A 20,940-nucleotide genomic window follows, 5' to 3' on the forward strand; every position below is an offset into this window, starting at 1 on the left:
ATAAGCATGGACAGTCAACAGAAGCCGAATCTACTTTATATATTTGCTGATCAATGGCGTCGTCAGGCAGTTGGTTTTGAAGGGGAAGATCCAGTTCTAACCCCGAATATCGATGCCTTTGCACGCGAAGCAGCTATTGTAACAAATGCGCTTACATGTTCTCCATTATGTTCTCCACACCGAGCATCTCTCTTGACGGGCAAATACCCGATAAGCACGGGGGTATACACCAATTGTAAGGTAGGAGCAGATGTGATGCTGAGTCCTGAAGAAATCTGCATCAGCGATGTGCTCGCCAGGAGTGGTTACCGGACCGGATATATCGGGAAGTGGCATCTTGATTTACCGGAACGGAACATGACAGATGATCCGTTATCTGGTGCAGCAGACTGGGATGCCTACACACCACCCGGGCCTAAACGACACGGTTTTGATTACTGGTATTCCTATGGTGCATGGGATGAGCATCTCAGCCCGCATTACTGGAAGGATAGCCCGGAGAAAATTAACGTACAGCAATGGTCAGCCGAGCATGAAACCGATCAGGCGATTCAATTTATTCAGAACCGGAATGGTGAGCAGCCGTTCGCCTTATTTGTATCCTGGAATCCACCACACAGCCCATTTGATCAGGTTCCAGAGAAATACAAGAAGATGTATGACCGGAATCAAATTGTCTTAAGGGAAAATATCTCATCATCTTCACTCTCCGTCCATACCGGGGAATCGATTGGGGGCGGAATCGAAGAATTAAAAGATAAACAGTTGAACTATTTCGCTGCGGTATCTGGAATCGATGATCAGTTTGGGAGACTTCTACAAGTATTAAAGGAAGAAGGACTCGATTCGAATACAATTGTGGTGTTGACCTCAGATCATGGCGAAATGATGGGTTCACACGGTTTGATGGCAAAACACGTCTGGTATGAGGAATCCATTGGTGTTCCGTTTTGTATCCGTTGGCCTAATGTGATTCCTGAAATGCGAACAGACCTTTTGCTGAATACAGTTGATATCATGCCAACCCTGCTTCGATTGCTGGATTTGGAGATTCCGATGTCAGTCGAAGGTACGGATTTATCCGGTTTTCTGTTAAATCGTGAGAAGGGTGGCCCAGAGGAAGCATTTATCAGCGCTTATCCGGGTAGAAAGGAAGTCATAGAAGCATTTCAAGAGGCTGGAATCGATAACCGAGAATATGGCTGGCGGGCGGTTCGTACTCATGATTATACCTATGTCCTTCACCATGGATATGCACCTGGAGACAAGTTAGTGCGTTATCTTTATGATCTGAGAACAGACCCATATCAGCGTCAGCCTGAGCGGATTGAGCACATCTCCGACCATTTGCTGGCGAGAGAGCTTGAGATCAAGTTACAGCATTGGTTGAAAGAAATGAAGGACCCAATGATTACAAAGTTAGAGGTGATGTGAAATGACGATAAGTATCCAGGAAGTGCGTAAAGAAGAGATAAAGAATCTTGCACGTTACGAAAGTGCACCGGCTGTTGACCGAGCTTTTGTAGAAAAAGCTATTGAGCATGTGCTGGCGAAAATCGATCAAAGTTTAGATGTGTTCACTGAGAAATTCCCGGATTCGAGTAGTGTAAACCTTGTATATAAACCCATTGATAATGTGGAATGGACGACCAGCTTTTGGACCGGCATGTTGTGGCTTGCATATGAATACACGGGAGACGAGAAGTACAGGGAAGTTGCAGAGAGACAGGTGGGAAGCTTTAAAGAACGGATTGAAAAGCGCATTGAGGTTGACCATCATGACCTTGGTTTTCTGTATTCACTTAGTTGTGTAAGCGCTTATAAGCTGACGGGAAGTGAAGAGGCAAAAGCCATCGCCCTGAAGGCTGCTGATTTGTTAATCACCCGTTATTACGAAAAAGCCGGGATCATCCAAGCTTGGGGCGATCTTAATGATCCAAAGCAGCGTGGTCGGATGATTATTGATTGCAATATGAACTTGCCGCTGCTGTACTGGGCAACTGAAGTAACCGGAAATGCACGCTATCGTCAAATTGCCGAAGCGCATATTAAACAAGCAGCCAAGTATATTGTTCGGGAGGACGCATCAACCTTTCACACGTATTACATGGATCCGGTAACAGGCGCACCCTTATTCGGGAACACGCACCAAGGTTATTCGGATGACTCCTGCTGGGCACGTGGGCAGGCTTGGGGTATATATGGCTTCCCGCTTAGTTATCACTATACGGATGATTGGAGTTTAGTAGAGTTGGCGAAGAAATTGACCAACTATTATTTAAATCGCTTGCCGGAGGATGAGATTTGTTATTGGGATCTAATATTTACGGACGGTGAGGAAGAGCGGGACAGTTCAGCAGCCGCCATTGCGGTCTGTGGCATGCTCGAAATCGCAAAGCATTTACCGTTAACGGACCCAGATAAACATGTCTATGACAATGCAGCTTTAACGATGATACAGTCACTATATGAAAATTACCGGACGGATATCAACAGTGATGCCAATGGTATTTTAAAGCATGCAGTCTATTATAAAGGCGGCGGACGTGGTGTCGATGAGAGCTGCATTTGGGGAGACTATTATTATTTTGAAGCATTAGTACGATTGGCGAAGGATTGGAAGATGTACTGGTGAGAGTGGTGTTGCGAGGAGAAGTCGCATAAATTGCGGCTTTTTTTGTTGCTTACAGACATTTGAATCAAAATCTTCTCATAATGATTCACATTTGATGTGAACACTTATATTGAAGATATACTGCATCGCTCCAATTGCTTCTTAGACACACCTAAATTATGGGAATGTGATAGACTAATAGAAAATACTATAAGGGAGAGAGAAGGATGTCAGATCATGATGAACTAGCAGAACAAAGACGCAAAAATTTAAAGCTTATTCATTTCAGTAAAGAGGATCAAACGATAACGGAGTCGGAAAAACCAAAGGAGACATTTGCCGATGTCGGAGGATTGGAAGAGGTTAAGAAAAAAATCAGTATGAATTTCATATTGCCACTAAAGCAGCCGGAAGTATTTGCCGCTTACGGAAAACAGGCTGGAGGCAGTCTGCTCTTGTTCGGGCCTCCAGGTTGTGGAAAAACATTTTTGGCGCGCGCGGTGGCAGGTGAAATTGATGCTAACTTTTTTCATATCGAGCTGCAGTCCATTCTCTCCATGTATGCTGGCCAGAGCGAGCATAACTTACACGATATATTTAAAAAAGCGCGGGAAAGTAAACCTTGCGTTATTTTCATTGATGAAATCGATGCGCTTGGAGGAAGTCGTCATCAAATGCGGCAGCATCATGATCGCATGCTGGTTAACCAATTATTGTTAGAGCTAGATGGGCTACAAGCGGAAAACGAAAATGTGTTTGTCATCGGGGCAACCAATACACCGTGGTACCTCGATTCTGCCTTGAGACGTCCCGGGCGATTTAATCATCTTGTTTTTGTACCGCCACCTGAAGTGGCTGAGCGGCAGACCATTCTTGAACTTAAGCTCTCTGGTATGCCACTAGGATCACTGAACCTATCCAAAATTGCCGCAGAGACGAAGCATTACTCCGGTGCGGACTTAGAACAAGTAGTCAAAGATGCCGTGGAGACAGCGATGGAGCGGACATTTGAAAAAGGCGAGATCCAGCCTATTACTCAGGAAGATTTAAAGAAATCGGCAAAAGGGCGGAAAGCTACGACACTGGAGTGGTTTGCTACAGCGAAGAATTATGCGACATTTAGTGATGTAAACCGTGATTATCAAATCGTGTTGGATTACATTAAAAAACATGGCGTAAGGGCATAGTTGGAAGGAGAAGGAGTAGGTGGAGAACGTACATGAATATGCTTCCTATACTAAGGCACAGCAGCTTATTGAATGGAAGCGATATAAAGAAGCATTAAAGGAAGCGGAGCACCTAATAAGCCAAAATCCTGAAGACCCTAATGTTTTTGCGCTGATCTCGCATATACATCTCTTAATGAACGAATATGATAAAGCATTGGAGTGGTCGAATCAAGCGCTTAGAAGAAATCCTGAGCAGGAGCTAGCTTGGTTCGTACGGGTCTGTGTTTACTACGAGACGGATAAGGACCGAGCTTGCGAAGATGCTCTTCAGGAAGCCTTACGAATAGATCCATATGAGCCTCAATATTATTTTTTGCAAGCTAATTTGTATAATAAGCGGGGCAAGCCTCACAATGCAAAGACGGCACTTTCACATGCACTTGAAATGCGTCCGGAATCACCGCTATATCTTGCTGCGTTAAGCTATACAGAAGCTTTGCTCAAAAATTTTGAGGATTCTGCCAGATTGGAGAGGATCTCTCTTCAATATAATACGGAATCGTCTCAAGTGTATTTTTATCTGGGTTTGGCAGCTGGTGAGCGTGGAGAGTACAAGCTAAAAGAGACTTATATGCGGAATGCGGTTCGTTTAGATCCGGACGAGAAACAGTATCAGGATGAATTTTTAGAAGCGCTTCAGCAAAACGAAGGGCTATTTAAAATATTTTTGTGGCCAGGAAAATTTTTAAGGAAAATGAAAAGTTGGCAGATTCTACTTACCTGGCTTGTGGCAGTGTTATTGTTTAGGCCGCTCTTAATCTTATTTATCGTGTTATATGTCCTCTCACACTGGGTAACCAAAGCCATTGTGCACGTTAAGGTTTTTGGCTGGAGACGCAGAGGCATTTAAACATTTAGTCCGAGGAGAACAAGTCGCGTTAATCGCGGCTTTTTTGTATTTTTTAAAGTATTAATTCCTTTAGTTCTGATTTTTATCCAATAAATATAACTCTTGCCATATATAAAGTGTTATTTAATTGTACTGCAAAAATGGAGGTGTTTTATGGTAAGAATACGAGGTATTGTTTGTTTTTTATCCATGTTCATACTTGCGACAATGCTTTTAACGGAAGCAGCAGATGCAAAGGATGTTGCAATAAACAATGTATTAGTGGAATCAGGACTAGATAAAGAACTAAGTATTCTAAAGAATCCTGTAGTAATTAGTAAGGGGAGGGTATTACTTCCGATTCGAGAAGTAGGTGATCTATTAAACTTAAATGTTTATTGGGATCAGCGGTCAAAAACCGTATTCTTATATGGAGTTAATAAAGAAATTAAACTAACTATCGGTAGTGAAAAGGCGTACGTGAATAACAAGGAAACTTCATTAGATGTAGTTGCTAAGGTCATCAATGGTAAAACATATATTCCATTAAAGTTTGTAGCTACCGCCACTGGAGAGTCTGTTTCTTGGACATCCTCTTTAGAAAGATTAACGATGTCTAGAAGTTATGCATTGGGGAGTGATAAAGAATTGACTTATTGGATTCATCTCGATAGTGGTGAACTAAGTAAGGCGGAAATACGTGAAACTGGAGTTAGAATTGGACAAATAAAGAATCCAGACTTATCTATCTTAAAGAATTTCGATGTCTCTAAAATATCTGATTCTTCATCGTACATCGTATATAACCAAATATCGGGGCCTTCAGGAACAGTTAAAGTCTCTGGGCAGGTTCTAATTGTAAATGATCATATTGTAGACCAAGATGATTTCCTAGTCATGGGATACTACCACGTAACGAATATACAAAAGGTACGAGATCAAATTTTGCTTACAGATGGTAAAAATGCAAGATTTTTAGATACGAAAGGAAATATTCAGTCCGCATTTAACCTTACAGAGATCATGGGGAAAGATGAATTATATATGATTGAAGAATATAACAATGATTTCATGATTCTAAGGGAATATAGTTCTCAGCACCTTATTTTTTATGATATTAAAGCGAAAGAGCCCACTTATGTTCATGAGGCTATTGACCTTCCTGCGTTTGAGAAAAACTATCTGATTCAAGCAGGAATGGATCGAAACAATGAAATGGAGTACGACCATATCATTCTTTTTGATAAGGTAGACAGTATAGGGCGTTTATTGTTCAAATATAAAAGTAAAAAGACGAATAAGGTGAATACGTATAAATTAATTTTGTAGGCTTGGAAAAGAGTAAGTTTACAGAAATAATTCGGCAATGTAATTCGGATAACAAGCAAAGTTGTACATCTTATGTTAGATGTGAAATAAAAGGAGTGGATAAAGTGAGGATGTATTCAAGCAACATTAAAAGATTAATGGGTATGCTTTTTATTGCGTGTGTAGTGGGCGGTTTACTGTGGTATCAAAGTTCATTGGCTATGGACACCGATGATCAAATACCAGAAACACCACTTAACTATCTTGTGGACGAAAACGGGAAGACCTACGGTGTTGTTCATGAAGACATCTCAGAAGACTCACTACCGGACTACATATATGCCGGGAACATAAATAACATTTCAGGATATGTGTTGAAATCGGATTATCTGGGTGAATTTAGTCGCAATGTCCCAGTATACGATGTAGATGGTGTAAACATTATAGGTTCTATTCATTATGGAGCTAAGAATATGATCTTCCCTAAAAATAATAACGGACAGACTTACGGTTCTTCTGCCGATGCTTCTTCGCCGGAAATGGAACCTGAGTTAATTAGCGCAGTAGGTATCGATGGCACTAAAGGATATGTGTTGAAAAAAGACTTAGATGGTGAGAGACCAAAGTCACCGGAAGAAGCCATTGCGATACAGAACAGCAGACCACCAGGTGGTGTCGATATTCCTCTGTACGATGTTGACGGGGAAACTGTCATTGGTGTGTTTCAAATGGGTGGAAAGTAAAAATCTGTATATATACATTGACGTATATATACAGATTAATATATATTAAGAGTATGAATACATCAGCCATGCAGTTAACGTTAATAACTCTTGCAGAGCCCAATCGGTTTAACATTGTCGAATTACTGAAAAAAGGCCCAAAATCAGTTGGAGAAATCGTCAAAACTCTAGGTATTAGCCAGCCTCATGTATCTCGTCACTTACGCATATTGAGTGAGGCAGGGATGGTGCGCTCCCGCAAAGAAGCACAGCTGCGAATATATAGTCTCGAAGCTGAGCCGTTTCAAAAGTTGGATGAATGGTTTGATTCATTCAGCATTCTGTGGGAAGAGCGTCTTGATCAGTTTGAGGAGTATATGCTGGACTACAAGAACAAGGAGGGACAATGAGAGGCACTTGAAACGATCTAAAAAGGATAGATGCAGATGAAAAGAAAAACAATCGTTCTAAAAAACCATGAAAGCAGAGAACTGACCGTAGAACGTATCGTTGCCCTACCTATACATCTTGTATGGGAAGGGTGGACAGAACCCAAACATATTACGAAATGGTGGGGACCTAAAGGATGGGTAACAACCGTTTATGAAATGGATGTACGGCCAGAAGGAGTTTGGCGATACAGCCTGAAATCGAATGATAGAAGCGGTGAGGAAGCGTTTTGTAGAGCGGTATATGAAGAGGTAGAGGCACCGTACAAACTGGTTTACACAGACTCTTTTGCAGACAAGCAATGGAATGTTGTTTCGAATTCAGAAATGCTCACGTCCGTTCTGTTCCAGGAAGTTAACGGAGGAACACATATTAGTATTGTGACACGATTCGCAACTAGCGAACAATTGGATCATGCAGAAGCCATGGGAATGATTGAAGGGTTCTCTGATGCATTTGATCGACTGGAAGAATATTCAGAAACCTTAAGGGAGGGCACTATGGATACGATTATTTCAAAGGATGGAACACAAATTGCTTATAAAAAGCAAGGGAATGGTCCGGCGCTCATCATCATTTCATCGGCTGCAGCAGACCATCAGGATACAACTTCATTGGCTGAGCATTTGACATCTCATTTCACTGTGTATAATTACGATCGCCGTGGAAGAGGGCAGAGTTCTGATACTGCTCCTTACGCAGTAGAGAGAGAAGTTGAAGATATTGATGCATTAATAGAAAACGCTGGTGGAAAAGCTTGCTTATTCGGAAGTTCGTCTGGAGCTGTGTTGGCACTTGAGGCAGCAAGCTTGTTAGGGAATCGGGTGGTAAAACTCTATCTATATGAACCCCCGTTTATTATCAATGATAGCCGGAAGCCAGTACCAGCCAATTATGTTCACCAATTGAATGCACTGATCGATGCTGGTAAGAGATCAGAAGCGGTCGAGTATTTTGCATCTGAAGCTCTAGGCATCCCTGCAGAGTTCATCGAATATATGAAAGCAGATCCTTCTTGGAATAAGATGGAGTCCTTGGCACACACACTTGCATACGATGGCTTAATTATGGGATCGACTCAGTCAGGTCAGCCACTCCCCCCTAGTAGATGGACGATAGATGCTCCGACGTTAATCATAACAGGGGAGAACAGCGAACCTCTCTTCCATGACGCAGCAAAGGCGCTAGTACAGCTCCTGCCTAATGCTATAATTCAAACATTGGCTGGTCAAGACCATTCCGCTGCCATTATGGCACCAGATGTGCTGTCGAAGACTGTGATTGATTTCGAGTTATCGTAATTGATATGACGTGCGATGCTTGTTTTGATTGGTAATGAGTTTGTTCTCCTATTATAGGAATTGACCTACAGGCAGCTCGAGATTAATTGGCGATTGGCGTAGCTTTGTCTCATAGGTTTGTGCTTTCGCTGAGAATAGACGTAGCAGCACCACTACTTGTAGTAAATCGCTGGATAAGGCTCTTTCGTCGCAACTACCAATAAGCTTAACATTCGGATTCACTTGCCATGCACCAGCACGTTTGTAAAAACAGGCTAACGAAGGTTCGCATGTAAATACACCAAGATCTATATCACGCTGCTCTTCAATCCATCGGGTAGCTGCAGCGACAGTACGCGAACCTAACCCTTGGCCTTGAAAATCCGGGTCAGTTGCCACACAGCTTAATCCAGCAATGTTAAACAACTGACCTGAATGTTTAATCGTTTTGAGCACGACCCCTACATAACTAGCTAACCTGCCATCTACATATGTAAGAAATGAACGAGCATTTAATGATTCATCATGTGTCAATAGAATGGTTTCATCTTGTTTTAGGTTCTCATCTGGCCAGATTCGATTTAACATTTCAGCGATCTCACGTCGACATGAATTAGGAGCGTCATTATAGTTGAGAGATTGTACACAAGTCATCGTTATTCCCCTACTTACCATATAATTTATAGATAATAAAGTTCCAAATGTGATGATAATTAAGCCGTATTAATTGCGGTTTTTTTTTGTTTATCTAGAGTCCGATTTCATGTCATAACTATATTGCTGAGGAGGATGCTTGTCTAGACATTATTCTATATCGAGATTCTATTAAGCTAGAGATTAAGATGATTGAATAACCCGGTGCTAGATGATAATGTAAAATAAGGTCAACGCTACTAAATTAGGAATTATTCTATTGAAACGAGGGTCTGTATATGAGGGTGAAACGTATTGTTACAAACATTGATACGCAGCATGTACCCGCAGCCAAAGGCTTTTATCAAGACTTACTCGAACTTGATTTATTGATGAACCATGAATGGATTCAAACCTATGGCTTACTTGGGGAGGAGAGCGTTCAGATAAGTTTCGCTTCACAAGGTGGCTCAGGTACACCTACACCTGATCTTTCAATTGAAGTCGATGATGTCGATGCAATGTATAATCGGATGATGAGTGCGGGATATACCATAGAATATGGACCTACCGATGAGCCGTGGGGAGTTCGTCGATTTTACGTCCGGGACCCATTTGGGAAGCTGATCAATATTCTTGCACATGTTTAATTCAGTAAATTGAGCGATTTTTTTAAGATGTGCGTGCGATAGAGAAGATACAAGGAGAGAGGATTAAGCATGAATACAACCATGAAAAGCCTTCAAGAGTTAGGAGTATCACTTACTGGCTTGGATATACATAACAAAGAATTCAAACATTCCATACGAGGTTATAACGAAGATGAAGTAAATGAGTTTTTAGACGAGATCATAAAGGACTATGACCATATTGGCATTATAGTTAAAGATCTACAGAAGAAAATCATAGACCTTGAAAACAAAGTTCCTCAGACTTCTTCAAGTGATATCGAAGGGATCATGCGGAGGCTTCGTGAGGTAGAGATCCATCTTTGGGGAAGGTCCAAGGATTACTATTAAAAATTAAGTGTTTGTTTAGAGATGATTTTGTTGCAATAACGAAGGGGGGAGCATTTTTATGGTTGTTATTTCTGAAAGCTGGAAGTTGTCATCGGATATAGAGCCGAATACAAGTGATTTTCTTGATAAAGCACTCCATAGATTTTCAGAACGATACCGTCTAGCTGAGCCTTCTGTCCTCGCGTTTGTAGAAGAGGAGAGCCGCTTTAAACGCATCCGTCAAGAAACGGATGAGTTACGTAACCGGTTCATGGGTAGAACGAAACCACCTTTGTACGGGATGCCCTTTGGCGTAAAGGATTTATTTCATATCGAAGGTTTACCGACGGGTGCCGGATCCAAGTTGCCTTCTTCTGTATTGACAGGCATTGAAGGAAGTTTAATACGTCGTTTGCGTGAACAAGGTGCGTGGTTTCCCGGGAAGACCGTAACGGAGGAGTTCGCTTATGCCGGATCGATTTCAACTCGAAACCCGCAAGCACTGGAACATACACCGGGCGGTTCAAGTGCGGGTTCAGCTGCGAGTGTGGCATCAGGAATGTGTCCTGTTGCAATAGGAACTCAGACACTTCGATCTGTAACCGCGCCAGCTTCTTTCTGTGGGGTAACGGGGTTTAAGCCAAGTTATGGTCGTATCTCTATGGACGGTGTGATTTTACTGGCACCATCCATGGATACGGCTGGCATTTTCACAGTAGATATCAACTCACTGAGTATCGTCATGCCTCACCTCATATCTGATTGGAACGTTCAACAAGGAAGTCATCCATATGATCCAGAACGAAAACCGGTACTTGGTATTCCTAGTGGCATTTACATGGAACTTATGGGGGATGAGATTCGTGCGGCCTTTGAGAAACAGACGACTACGCTCATCCAAGCGGGATACACAGTAAGAACGGTAGAGATGCCTTGGGATGACTCGTTTATATACGGAGATGCCATGTTGCGATTTATTCAGGGCGAAATGGCAAGGGTGCACGAACAATGGTTTAATGAGCATAAAGACCAGTATGGTGATGCGGTTCTACAGGCCATCTTAACCGGAAAGACAATTGATGACGAAGAATTAGTAAATTATCGAATTGAACAACAGCGCTTGCAGCGTAAATTAGCTGAATTCCGGCGTGAACAAGGGATCGATCTATGGATCTCACCCGCGCAAGGAGGCGTTGCTCCACCTCATGGTGGTAAGACAGGATGGGCGGGGATGACCGCGATTTGGACGTTTGCCGGATTACCAACGATGAGTCTCGCTGTTGGGCAAGTGGAAGGGCTTCCGCTTGGTTTTCAATGCATTGCTGAATTTGGACAAGATGAAATCCTAATGAAACATGCCGAGAAGATAGCTCGATTGTTAACTATGGAATAGTAGAATTGATTTTTGGCTTTTTCGAGTTTAGAGTCTCCTGTGACTTATGGACAGGAGACTTTTTTTGTTTTAGAAATAGTTGACAATGCTTACTACTCAGTGTTACATTATACCTGTAGTAAGTAATACAGAATAGATTTTCATCAAATACAAAAGCAATCAATAAATTATACTTCCCCCTGGTATTACGCAAGAAAGACTGAATAGAGGAGGGACATCATAAAGGAGGATCACAACATGGAAAATTTAACGGAAATGCTTAAAGGTTCTCTGGAAGGCTGCGTACTGGAAATCATTAGTCGCCGTGAAACGTACGGCTATGAAATTACACGCCGCTTGAACGAGTTAGGGTTTACTGAGGTTGTAGAAGGGACGGTCTATACGATCCTTGTGCGTTTAGAGAAGAAAAACTTAGTGAACATCGAAAAGAAACCTTCCGATATGGGGCCCCCTCGTAAGTTTTATTCTCTTAATGAAGCTGGACGTCGTGAACTTGATCTGTTTTGGGAAAAGTGGGATTTTGTTTCATCAAAAATCAACGTATTGAAGTCCAGCTAGATTCATATGACCTTTCTATAGGACTCTTATTAAAGCGTTAGAATAAAAGGAGGAATAATAAAATGATTGAAATGATTAAAAAGCTAATGGGTGATAAAAAAGAATACAAGATGATGATGGCGAGGGTTGACGCACTGCCTGAAGACTATCAGTTTGTATTTAAGAAAATTCAGAACTACATGTGGAATTTTGCAACAGGTAACGGGATGGATATGTTACAGATGCAGTATGAGTTAATTGATTTATTCGAATCAGGCGCAGCAGATGGTCGAGAAGTACTTGAAATTACTGGGGATGATGTGGCTTCATTCGCAGACGAACTAGTGGCAAATGCGAGGACCTATGTCGCTAAGTATCGTGAAGATCTGAATCAGAGTATCATGAAACAACTGGGAAAGAAGTAAATTAAAAATAATAATACGGACTGATTAGCTGGTTTCATATGTAATGCGAATGATCGCCTTAGCTACTCAGTTATATTTTTAGCCCAGTACTAAGTAGTACGTATTATCAGTCATACTGAATAGTTGAATAAGGAGGAAGAAAGTATGAGCAGTGTAGCGATTTCTGTAAAAGCGCTGAGAAAATCTTTTAAAGATAAGGAGGTCTTAAAGGGAGTGGATTTTGAGGTGCGCCCTGGTGAAATATTGGCACTATTAGGTTCGAATGGAGCGGGGAAGACAACGACCATCAACATCCTATCAACATTAATGAAGCCAGATAGCGGTAAAGTGGAGATTTGTGGCTTTGATGTCCAGAGTCAATCGGATCATGTTCGCCAGAGTATCAGTCTTACAGGGCAGTTTGCTGCTTTAGACGGAGTGCTCACGGGGCGCGAGAACTTGATGATGATCGCTAAGCTGCGGGGAGTTTCTCATCCTGCTCAGGTTACAGATAATCTACTTGAAAGATTTAGTTTAATGGATGCAGCTAAACGAAGGGTAGATAAATACTCCGGTGGAATGAAACGTAGGATAGATATCGCGATGAGTCTGATCGGTTCACCAGCAGTCATTTTTCTAGATGAACCAACAACTGGGCTAGATCCTGAGGCCCGAATTGAAGTCTGGAATACGATTAAAGAACTTTCGAGAAGGGGAACGACAATCTTATTAACAACTCAGTACTTGGATGAAGCGGAACAACTGGCGGACCGTATTGCCATTCTGCACGGTGGTGAGATAATTACGACCGGAACCCTTACAGAGCTCAAAGAGATGTTCCCTCCCGCAAAAGTAGAATACATTGAGAAGCAGCCGACATTGGAGGAAATATTCCTCGCGATCATTGGCAACAAGGAGGAGAGATAAATGACAACCCATACAAGGATATTATTAGGACGTTTAATGCGTAACATCATGCGCAGCCCGGATACTATTATTACGGTGGCGATTACACCCATAATGATGATGCTGTTGTTTGTCTATGTATTTGGCGGTGCCATAGAAACAGGAACGGACAACTATATCAATTATTTATTGCCTGGAATCTTGCTGATGGCTATAGCTTCCGGCGTTGCTTACACTTCAGTACGATTGTTTACAGATGTAAAAAGCGGGCTGATGTCGCGGTTTATTACGATGCCAATTAAACGTTCTTCGGTATTGTGGGCTCACGTGTTGACCTCACTTGTGTCAAATGCACTTACTGTCGTGCTGGTTATCCTGATCGCTCTCTTCATGGGCTTTCGTTCTGGGGCTAGCTTACTTGATTGGCTCGCTGTTGTGGGAATACTAGGACTCTTTACAATGGCGTTAACCTGGCTGGCGGTCATTCCTGGATTGACAGCAGGCTCAATGGAAGGAGCGACAGCTTACTCGTACCCACTGGTATTCCTCCCGTTTATTAGTTCAGCTTTTGTTCCTACAGAAACCATGCCTACAATCGTCCGTGTGTTCGCTGAGAACCAACCTGTGACTTCTATTGTGAATGCGATTCGCGCTTTCTTGTATGAAGGTTCTGTTGGTGACGATATCTGGATCGCACTCGCTTGGTGTGCCGGCATTATGATGATTTCATACTTTTATGCTAGTAAGGTATTTAAACGTCAAATAGGATAGAATGTAAAGATTGAGAGTGTTGCTGCGTTGTGTTAAGAATAATATTTCAAAGGGAGTATACGAATGATTCCTTCTTGTTTTTCAACTTACTGTTCAAGCATGCCCTTGATTAATGAGGTTCATGAATGGTCACTGTTAAGAAAATGGTCCCTTTCAGAGGTCCATAGAGTCAGGCTTGCAACGGGTGAAACACGCATCATAAAATGGGGCAATCATGAAATGGCGAAAGAAGCCGAAATATACCACCGTTTAGTTCGTCCACTTGGAATCAAAGCTCCTGAAATTTTTGAGTATGTTCAATTGAAGGAAAGCGGAGTCATGGTGATGGAGGATGCAGGTGAACAAAATTTGGAACAACATCCACTTCCAATATATTTCCTTGAAGCAGCACGAGAATTAGCCATATTAAGAGCGAAAGCAACTGCGAATATGGATACTAGGATATCGAAGAAGGTCATGAATCATTACTTTCTTTCAAAGGATCACTTTATCATGCTGCTAGATGAACTACTGCTATCTTGTAAGATAGTAGCTCCAAGCGTTTTATTAAAACTAAAACATGGTTTCCCTCGTCATCTAGAAAAGTTATACCAAACAGTCCCAACCACAATAATACATCATGATTTTCATGCAAAAAATCTTCTGATTCAAGCGGATGGCATCATGCCAATTGATTGGTCCTCTGCATATTTGAGTCCTCATCTTGGCGATTTATATTGCTTAGTCAATGAGGCCCACTCTTCGGTGGGTCTTTCAAGAGAGGACATATTATTAGCTTACCTTGAAGTAGCTGCTGATCCAATGGTCCAGGTAAACTGGCAATTTCAAATCGGTGGTTTATGCTGGCTGATTAAGACCTTACATTGGCTTGTATATGGCGGTACAGATTTGATTCCTGGATCAGAAGCCTGGATACCTGACCTGTTAAAGGATGTAGAAGTTCTTTATCAGGAAATGGAGTAGTTTAAAATTCCCATGGCTCTCCACTTAGTGAACGAGGTTTATAGAAAGAATAATTATGAATAATTTAGAGTATAATACCTGAAAATTTTAAAAATGAGGGTTATTATGATTAGATTGTTGATTTGTATAATAGTACTGTTTAATGTTTCCTCAGTTTCATTGGATGCAGAACCTGACTATGCCAAGTGGGGAGCAATTGCCGTAAAGGAAACTCAAAAACGATACCAGGAGAAGATCGTTGATTATAAGCACATTGGTCGAAGTGAACTTGCACCGAACAAGTCCGTAGAGAAGTTCAAGTTGTGGTTAAGAGGTCAAGAAGGAAATGAGTTTGGGGTTTATGTAACGATTACATTCGATCCGTCAACTGAGAATATTCAATCCATTCAATTCGACGAAACCACGCGATAAAAGAATCTTGTATTCGTAAGAACAATAATGACAAGTAATTAAGGCTGCCAGCTTGATTGGCAGTCTTTATTGTGTGAAATAGCAGGGGATTTCCAATATCTGTAGAATAATATTGAGATATGTACAGAGGAGGGATATTCCGATGAATGTAGCCGTCAAGTTAATACGAGAATTCAAAGATCATGATAACCGGCAGAAGTTGAGAGGTTACCGGGCTAAAGTGGATCTCATTCGGAGTCGCAACTTGACAGATTGGGACGATCACCAGCTGAAATTGGAATCTCTTCGTCTGAAAAAGGAAGCAAAGTCGGGTGTGTCTTTAGATGAGCTTCTTGTTGACGCGTATGCGCTAGTCTGCGAAGCAGCGAAAAGAACGCTTGGTTTACATCCCTATGATGTCCAGATTATGGCTGCAATCGCTTTGCACGAGAGCTTCTTGATCGAGCAGCATACCGGTGAAGGAAAGACGCTCTCTGCTGTTATGCCAGCATATCTAAATGCGTTAACTGGAGAAGGCGTCCATGTGTTGACGTTTAACGATTATTTAGCAAAAAGAGATGCGCAGTGGATGGGACCGATCTATCGTTTTCTCGGCTTGACGATAAATTCGGTTCAAGCCGACATGAGCTTGTCAGAGAAACGGGAAGCTTACGGCGCGGACATTACCTATGTTACGGCCAAAGAGGCGGGTTTTGATTATTTACGCGATACGATCGCATTGGATGAAGAAGACACCGTTCATCGTCATTTTCATTATGTCATCGTAGATGAAGCGGATTCACTCCTTCTAGACGAAGCGCGAGTACCGCTTGTTATTGCTGGTAAGCCTGAATCAATGTCCAATGAGGGTGTTCGTTATGCAGACGTGGCAAGACAGCTTGTGCAAGATGAACATTACCACTTTGACGAGTTCAAAAGGAATGTTTATCTAAATGAAGAGGGGTCTGCCTTAGCAGAATCACTACTCGGCTGCGGAAACTTATACGATAGTTATAATAGTCATTTGTTATCATCATTGAATTGCGCGCTGCAGGCGGAATCATTATTAAAGAAAGACGTCGATTACATCATCCGCGAAGGTAAAATCGAGCTGATCGATGAATATACCGGACGTGTAGCGAGGAACAGGCATCTTCCGGAAGGGCTCCAAGTGGCGCTGGCAGCTAAAGAAGGCCTTCAACCCTTAGCAGGTGGGAAAATCCTAGCCACGATCACTTTTCAACACCTCCTTAGCCTATATCCAAAAATTTGTGGAATGACGGCTACCGCACATGTATCTGCAATGGAATTTGAAGAAATCTATGCGCTGCAGGTATTGCAGATTCCGCCGAACCGGCCAAACATACGGATTGACCATCCCCATCGTATATACACCCATCGTGAAGCCAAACATAAGGCACTTGTGCAAGAAATCCTATCTAACCATAGGACTGGACGTCCAATTCTCATTGGTACTTCTAGCGTGGAGGAGTCAGACAAGCTCGCCGAATCACTTGCTAATGCTGGAGTACCAAGTCAGGTGTTGAATGCAAAAAACGACGCAAAAGAAGCAGAAATCATTGCAAAAGCTGGAGAAATCGGCTCCGTAACCGTGTCGACGAATATGGCGGGACGGGGTATAGACATTCGTCTCGGGGGCGGCGATCCGCAACAAGCAGAAGTGGTCGCCAAGTTGGGTGGTTTATTCGTAATTGGAACTCATGTACATCAAAGCGTGCGGATTGATAACCAGCTTCGTGGGCGCTCTGGACGTCAAGGCGATCCGGGGGAATCTGTATTTTTCATATGTTTAGAGGACGAGTTAATCCAGCAGTTCGGCATCGACAAAGCGATTCCGCCTATGTATCGAGGTCTTAAGCAGGATGAAACCCTAGGAGAGTCGGTACTTTATAATAAAATTGAACATATACAACGTGTTATTATGGGCCAAAACTTTCATATCCGTCAGGAGCTTAACCGTTATTCCGATATGGTAGAAGAACAGAGACGTATTCAATATGAGGAACGGCTCGGAATTCTGAAAGGTGAGCCTGCGATGAGCCCTTCAGAGCAGCGTGTAAGACTTTATTATATGGACAAGTTCTGGGCTGACCATCTAGCGTACGTTTCTTACATACGCGAAAGCATCCATTTGACAAGCCTTACTAACCTTAATCCAATTGACGAATTTCATGCACAAATCATCCAAGCATTTGAGCAAATGCCGGCTAAAATAATGAGCGAGTCGGCAAAGATGCTCCTAAAGCTTGGAGGCTCTAATGATCCGGCAGAGTGGGAGAAGTTTGGGCTGAGGAGTCCCGTTTCCACTTGGACTTATACGATGAATGATCAATACATGGATTACTTGCAGAATCGCAATTCATGGACAGCAGGTACGATTATCGCATACTGGATCCGAAAAATGTTTAAGCCGGTATTCAGTTGGGAAAAATTTTGATTTTGAGTTATAGATCTAAGATAAAAATATAATAAATTTAATGAAGCCACTGATATTGGAGCAGTGGCTTCATTTATTTATAAAGAACTTTATTATTAGTTACCCATAAACTTAGACTTGATTTTTTATAAACAATGATATAATATTGACCCATCAACTATTGATAGGTCAATGAATCGAAGGGGGTCTTTATCATCTCTACATGTCTTAAAGATGACCTGCTGTATTTGCTAATACATTTAAACAAGCATATAGCAACCCGGTTTGAACGATGTGCTGGGGTTAGTCCTAATCGACTTGAACTTCTATGCAAACTGACGGGTGGCCAGATCAGCCAAACGGATCTCCAGAAAGCAGTGTCAATTGACCCCGCTGCGGTAACCCGCCATGTTAAGCAGTTAGAAGTTGAAGGAATTCTTATGCGAACAAAGTGTGAGAAGGATAACCGAATTACGTTAGTTCAATTAACCGAAGAAGGACAACGTAAAGTTGCGATGTTTAAAGCGGACAAAGAACGATTTCTAGAGGATCTACAAGCTGGCCTCACGGAATCAGAACGACTTGAGTTTATTCATGTACTGCGGAAGCTGAACAGCCAGATTCAACAAATGACTGAAACTAGTAAGACAACTAAGTAAAGAGATTAGGAGAGAATATGATGACTGTAACATCCCTAAACAATGACTATAAAGAGATTATTACGACACGGCGCTCAGTTCGTGTGTACGATCCAACGGTTAAGATTAGCCGTGAGGAAATGAATGAAATTTTGGAAGAGGCAACATTAGCACCATCATCCGTTAATCTCCAACCGTGGAGATTCCTTGTTGTGGAGAGTCCAGAAGGTAAGTCCACCCTAGAAGAGCTTGCACCAAGTAACAAAACACAAGTAGCGACTTCTTCTGCTGTGATTGCTGTATTCGCAGATATGAAGGCATTTGAAAATGCAGATGAAATTATGGGTACTGCAGTGGAAAAAGGATTTTTGCCACAAGAAATTAAAGATCAACTGATGGCTAACTACACTAACCTTTTTGAACGTTTGCCAGCACAAGCTTTTCGTGAAATGATTCTTATTGATAGCGGTTTGGTATCCATGCAATTAATGCTTTCAGCTCGTGCTCGTGGATACGATACAAACCCAATTGGTGGATTTGATAAATCCAACATTGCAGAAGCTTTCGGTATGGAGAAGGAACGTTATGTACCGGTTATGCTTATCTCTGTTGGTAAAGCGGCTAAAGAGGCACGTAAAACAACTCGTCTCCCTATTGATCGTATTGCGGAGTGGAAGTGAGGTTATGGACATGATTATTATTCATGCAGAAATGAAAGTGAACCCAGAATTAGAGGCAGAGTTTCTCGTTACTATACAAGAACTTATTGAGTCATCCCGCACTGAGGCAGGAAATGTGTCGTACAAGCTGATGAAAGATATTGAGCAGGATAACACCTATCTGATGGTTGAACAGTGGAAAGACCAAGAAGCTGTGGCAGCTCACAATACAAGTAGTCATTTTCAAGCATTCGTTGCAACAGCTCCGAAATATTTGACAGCACCGTTACAAGTTCAAGCTTTTGTAGGTCAACCTATCAACAAATAGATTAAATATACAATCAAAAGAAGTCGCGGATACCGCGACTTCTTTTGATTTGATTGCCTACTCATTGTCCAAAGCTTCAATCATAATCCGGGTGACATAATTCTCACTGCCGCTAACCGAAATTTCATCCAAAATGTACTCCTCGTAAGAGTATCCTCCAATATGAATATCATGTTCATGTATATAATCCAGCATCTTCTGATAAGTCTGTGCAATGTACTCATCTGATCCCTTATGATAAGCCACAATATAGGTGCCTTTAGGTTTGATATGATAAGTAGCACCTTTTAGATGTTTGGCTGTTTTATTGTACAGGTACGTATAGTTCCCATAGTCTCCTTTTAAAATGTTATCTCTGCTTACCATCGCACCTATAGGATAGCCCATATCTAATTCATTCTTGTACAGATCATCAATAAATTCGGCAACAGATTTCAAAAAATCTCGGTCGGAACAGTCCAGTATCGATTCACTAAGAAATAAGAGTTCTTCTTCTTGATGAATCCGTGTGATCTCCAAAATATCCACATTTAGTGCCAATTCCGTAATGTTAATCTTGGTTTCAATAATTTTTTGAAGTTGACGCAAGTCATGAATTTTCTTATCCATTTCAAGATGTTTGCTTTTCAATAGATCGATCAGCTGCAAAGGCGTCTTGTTCTCGAAAAACCGCTTGATTTCTTTTAGAGGCATGTCCACTTCTTTCAATAACTCAATGACATGAAAGAGGTCGAACTGATGATAGGAATAATACCGATACCCATTCTCCATTTTAATCTCAGGGGATAATAGTCCAATATCATCATAATGAAAAAGGGTTTGTTTTTTCACATTACACAGCTTAGCGAATTCACCTGTCGTAAAATACTTCCTTGTAATATCATCATTCATCGCTTTACTTCTCCTTGACTATATGGTTACCGGATACTTTACCATGTAACTATACCACGTATAACGTGACGGAAAAAGGAACGGAAGGGATTGACGACAGCATGAGCATTTCGTTGCGTGAGGTAACGGAAGACAACAAGGAAGAGGTTCTACAGATCCGAGTTAAAGAGACACAGTCAGGATATATTGAAACCGTGGAGGCATGTTTAGAGGAAGCTAAACGATGTAAAATGTACAAACCTGTAGGACTGTATGTAGATGAATCAGTAGTAGGGTTTGCGATGTACGGATTCTTTCCGGAAGAAGGAGATAACGGGAGAGTCTGGATGGACCGTCTATTAATAGATGCCTCTTTCCAAGGTCAGGGGCTCGGATCCCTCGCCTTGGTAGCCTTATTAGAAAAACTTAGAAGAGAATTTAACTGCGAAGAAGTGTACTTAAGTGTGTACGAAGACAATGTCGTTGCAATTAGAATGTACGAAAAAGCGGGATTTTTCTTTAACGGAGAAAGAGATGAAAATGGAGAAAAAGTAATGGTAAAGAAATTTATATAGGTAATA

At 41.8% G+C, this 20,940-nt stretch carries 24 protein-coding genes; 22 read left to right on the plus strand and 2 right to left on the minus strand.

All coding sequences use genetic code 11. The features are described 5' to 3' along the window. Positions 1-6: 6 nt before the first annotated feature. The 8 genes from ACK8P5_RS12165 to ACK8P5_RS12200 all read left to right on the plus strand — a co-directional run bounded on the left by ACK8P5_RS12165 (position 7) and on the right by ACK8P5_RS12200 (position 8,453). Positions 7-1,434, plus strand: coding sequence for a sulfatase (locus tag ACK8P5_RS12165; RefSeq protein ID WP_422661187.1), 1,428 nt, complete (start codon positions 7-9; stop codon positions 1,432-1,434). Position 1,435: 1 nt separating this feature from the next. Further along, positions 1,436-2,635 carry a glycoside hydrolase family 88 protein gene (locus ACK8P5_RS12170; protein ID WP_422661188.1) on the plus strand — a complete coding sequence of 400 codons (1,200 nt, stop codon included), beginning with the start codon at positions 1,436-1,438 and terminating at the stop codon, positions 2,633-2,635. A gap of 206 nt (positions 2,636-2,841) precedes the next feature. Continuing rightward, entirely contained in the window at positions 2,842-3,801 is a 960-nt protein-coding gene (locus tag ACK8P5_RS12175) for an ATP-binding protein (protein WP_422661189.1), read from the plus strand. A 19-nt stretch (positions 3,802-3,820) separates the two neighbouring features. Beyond that, positions 3,821-4,693, plus strand: a complete 873-nt coding sequence (locus ACK8P5_RS12180; protein WP_422661190.1) for a tetratricopeptide repeat protein — start codon at positions 3,821-3,823, stop codon at positions 4,691-4,693. 153 nt (positions 4,694-4,846) lie between these two features. Further along, positions 4,847-6,001 carry a copper amine oxidase N-terminal domain-containing protein gene (locus ACK8P5_RS12185; RefSeq protein ID WP_422661191.1) on the plus strand — a complete coding sequence of 385 codons (1,155 nt, stop codon included), beginning with the start codon at positions 4,847-4,849 and terminating at the stop codon, positions 5,999-6,001. A 143-nt stretch (positions 6,002-6,144) separates the two neighbouring features. Continuing rightward, entirely contained in the window at positions 6,145-6,723 is a 579-nt protein-coding gene (locus tag ACK8P5_RS12190) for a hypothetical protein (protein ID WP_422661192.1), read from the plus strand. 53 nt (positions 6,724-6,776) lie between these two features. Beyond that, complete coding sequence (locus tag ACK8P5_RS12195; protein WP_422661193.1) at positions 6,777-7,112, plus strand: ArsR/SmtB family transcription factor; 336 nt, start codon at positions 6,777-6,779, stop codon at positions 7,110-7,112. 36 nt (positions 7,113-7,148) lie between these two features. Continuing rightward, a complete protein-coding gene (locus tag ACK8P5_RS12200) occupies positions 7,149-8,453 on the plus strand; it encodes an alpha/beta fold hydrolase (RefSeq protein WP_422661194.1) in 1,305 nt (434 codons plus the stop codon). A 51-nt stretch (positions 8,454-8,504) separates the two neighbouring features. Here ACK8P5_RS12200 and ACK8P5_RS12205 read toward each other — a convergent pair whose 3' ends face one another. Beyond that, positions 8,505-9,092, minus strand: a complete 588-nt coding sequence (locus ACK8P5_RS12205; RefSeq protein ID WP_422661460.1) for a GNAT family N-acetyltransferase — start codon at positions 9,090-9,092, stop codon at positions 8,505-8,507. Positions 9,093-9,364: 272 nt separating this feature from the next. On the opposite strand from ACK8P5_RS12205, the gene ACK8P5_RS12210 reads away from it, so the two are divergent. The 13 genes from ACK8P5_RS12210 (at position 9,365) to ACK8P5_RS12270 (ending at position 19,489) form a co-directional block, all read left to right on the plus strand. Then, complete coding sequence (locus tag ACK8P5_RS12210) at positions 9,365-9,715, plus strand: VOC family protein (protein WP_422661195.1); 351 nt, start codon at positions 9,365-9,367, stop codon at positions 9,713-9,715. A 69-nt stretch (positions 9,716-9,784) separates the two neighbouring features. Next, positions 9,785-10,084, plus strand: a complete 300-nt coding sequence (locus tag ACK8P5_RS12215; protein WP_422661196.1) for a DivIVA domain-containing protein — start codon at positions 9,785-9,787, stop codon at positions 10,082-10,084. Positions 10,085-10,142: 58 nt separating this feature from the next. Then, positions 10,143-11,456, plus strand: coding sequence for an amidase (locus tag ACK8P5_RS12220; protein ID WP_422661197.1), 1,314 nt, complete (start codon positions 10,143-10,145; stop codon positions 11,454-11,456). 237 nt (positions 11,457-11,693) lie between these two features. Continuing rightward, positions 11,694-12,014 carry a PadR family transcriptional regulator gene (locus ACK8P5_RS12225; protein ID WP_422661198.1) on the plus strand — a complete coding sequence of 107 codons (321 nt, stop codon included), beginning with the start codon at positions 11,694-11,696 and terminating at the stop codon, positions 12,012-12,014. Between the two features lie 62 nt (positions 12,015-12,076). Continuing rightward, a complete protein-coding gene (locus ACK8P5_RS12230; protein WP_422661199.1) occupies positions 12,077-12,418 on the plus strand; it encodes a DUF1048 domain-containing protein in 342 nt (113 codons plus the stop codon). Positions 12,419-12,562: 144 nt separating this feature from the next. After that, complete coding sequence (locus tag ACK8P5_RS12235; protein ID WP_422661200.1) at positions 12,563-13,324, plus strand: ABC transporter ATP-binding protein; 762 nt, start codon at positions 12,563-12,565, stop codon at positions 13,322-13,324. Further along, positions 13,325-14,074 carry an ABC transporter permease gene (locus tag ACK8P5_RS12240; RefSeq protein WP_422661201.1) on the plus strand — a complete coding sequence of 250 codons (750 nt, stop codon included), beginning with the start codon at positions 13,325-13,327 and terminating at the stop codon, positions 14,072-14,074. 219 nt (positions 14,075-14,293) lie between these two features. After that, complete coding sequence (locus ACK8P5_RS12245) at positions 14,294-15,037, plus strand: phosphotransferase (protein WP_422661202.1); 744 nt, start codon at positions 14,294-14,296, stop codon at positions 15,035-15,037. A gap of 105 nt (positions 15,038-15,142) precedes the next feature. Further along, a complete protein-coding gene (locus tag ACK8P5_RS12250) occupies positions 15,143-15,448 on the plus strand; it encodes a DUF3889 domain-containing protein (RefSeq protein WP_422661203.1) in 306 nt (101 codons plus the stop codon). 142 nt (positions 15,449-15,590) lie between these two features. Next, positions 15,591-17,885 (plus strand): accessory Sec system translocase SecA2, encoded by a 2,295-nt coding sequence (gene secA2, locus ACK8P5_RS12255; RefSeq protein WP_422661204.1) that lies wholly within the window; start codon positions 15,591-15,593, stop codon positions 17,883-17,885. A gap of 227 nt (positions 17,886-18,112) precedes the next feature. Next, positions 18,113-18,523, plus strand: a complete 411-nt coding sequence (locus tag ACK8P5_RS12260; RefSeq protein WP_422661205.1) for a MarR family winged helix-turn-helix transcriptional regulator — start codon at positions 18,113-18,115, stop codon at positions 18,521-18,523. A 20-nt stretch (positions 18,524-18,543) separates the two neighbouring features. Next, positions 18,544-19,182, plus strand: a complete 639-nt coding sequence (locus ACK8P5_RS12265) for a nitroreductase family protein (protein ID WP_422661206.1) — start codon at positions 18,544-18,546, stop codon at positions 19,180-19,182. 10 nt (positions 19,183-19,192) lie between these two features. Further along, positions 19,193-19,489: a putative quinol monooxygenase gene (locus ACK8P5_RS12270; RefSeq protein WP_422661461.1), complete on the plus strand. Its 297-nt coding sequence runs from the start codon at positions 19,193-19,195 to the stop codon at positions 19,487-19,489. A gap of 57 nt (positions 19,490-19,546) precedes the next feature. Here the strand turns inward: ACK8P5_RS12270 and ACK8P5_RS12275 are convergent, their stop codons facing one another. Further along, positions 19,547-20,380 (minus strand): MerR family transcriptional regulator, encoded by an 834-nt coding sequence (locus ACK8P5_RS12275; protein ID WP_422661207.1) that lies wholly within the window; start codon positions 20,378-20,380, stop codon positions 19,547-19,549. 101 nt (positions 20,381-20,481) lie between these two features. On the opposite strand from ACK8P5_RS12275, the gene ACK8P5_RS12280 reads away from it, so the two are divergent. Beyond that, positions 20,482-20,934 carry a GNAT family N-acetyltransferase gene (locus ACK8P5_RS12280; protein ID WP_422661462.1) on the plus strand — a complete coding sequence of 151 codons (453 nt, stop codon included), beginning with the start codon at positions 20,482-20,484 and terminating at the stop codon, positions 20,932-20,934. Positions 20,935-20,940 lie beyond the last annotated feature (6 nt).

Origin of the sequence: Paenibacillus sp. EC2-1 (assembly GCF_049311625.1) — a bacterium.
Classification (GTDB): Bacteria; Bacillota; Bacilli; order Paenibacillales; family Paenibacillaceae; genus Paenibacillus_AQ.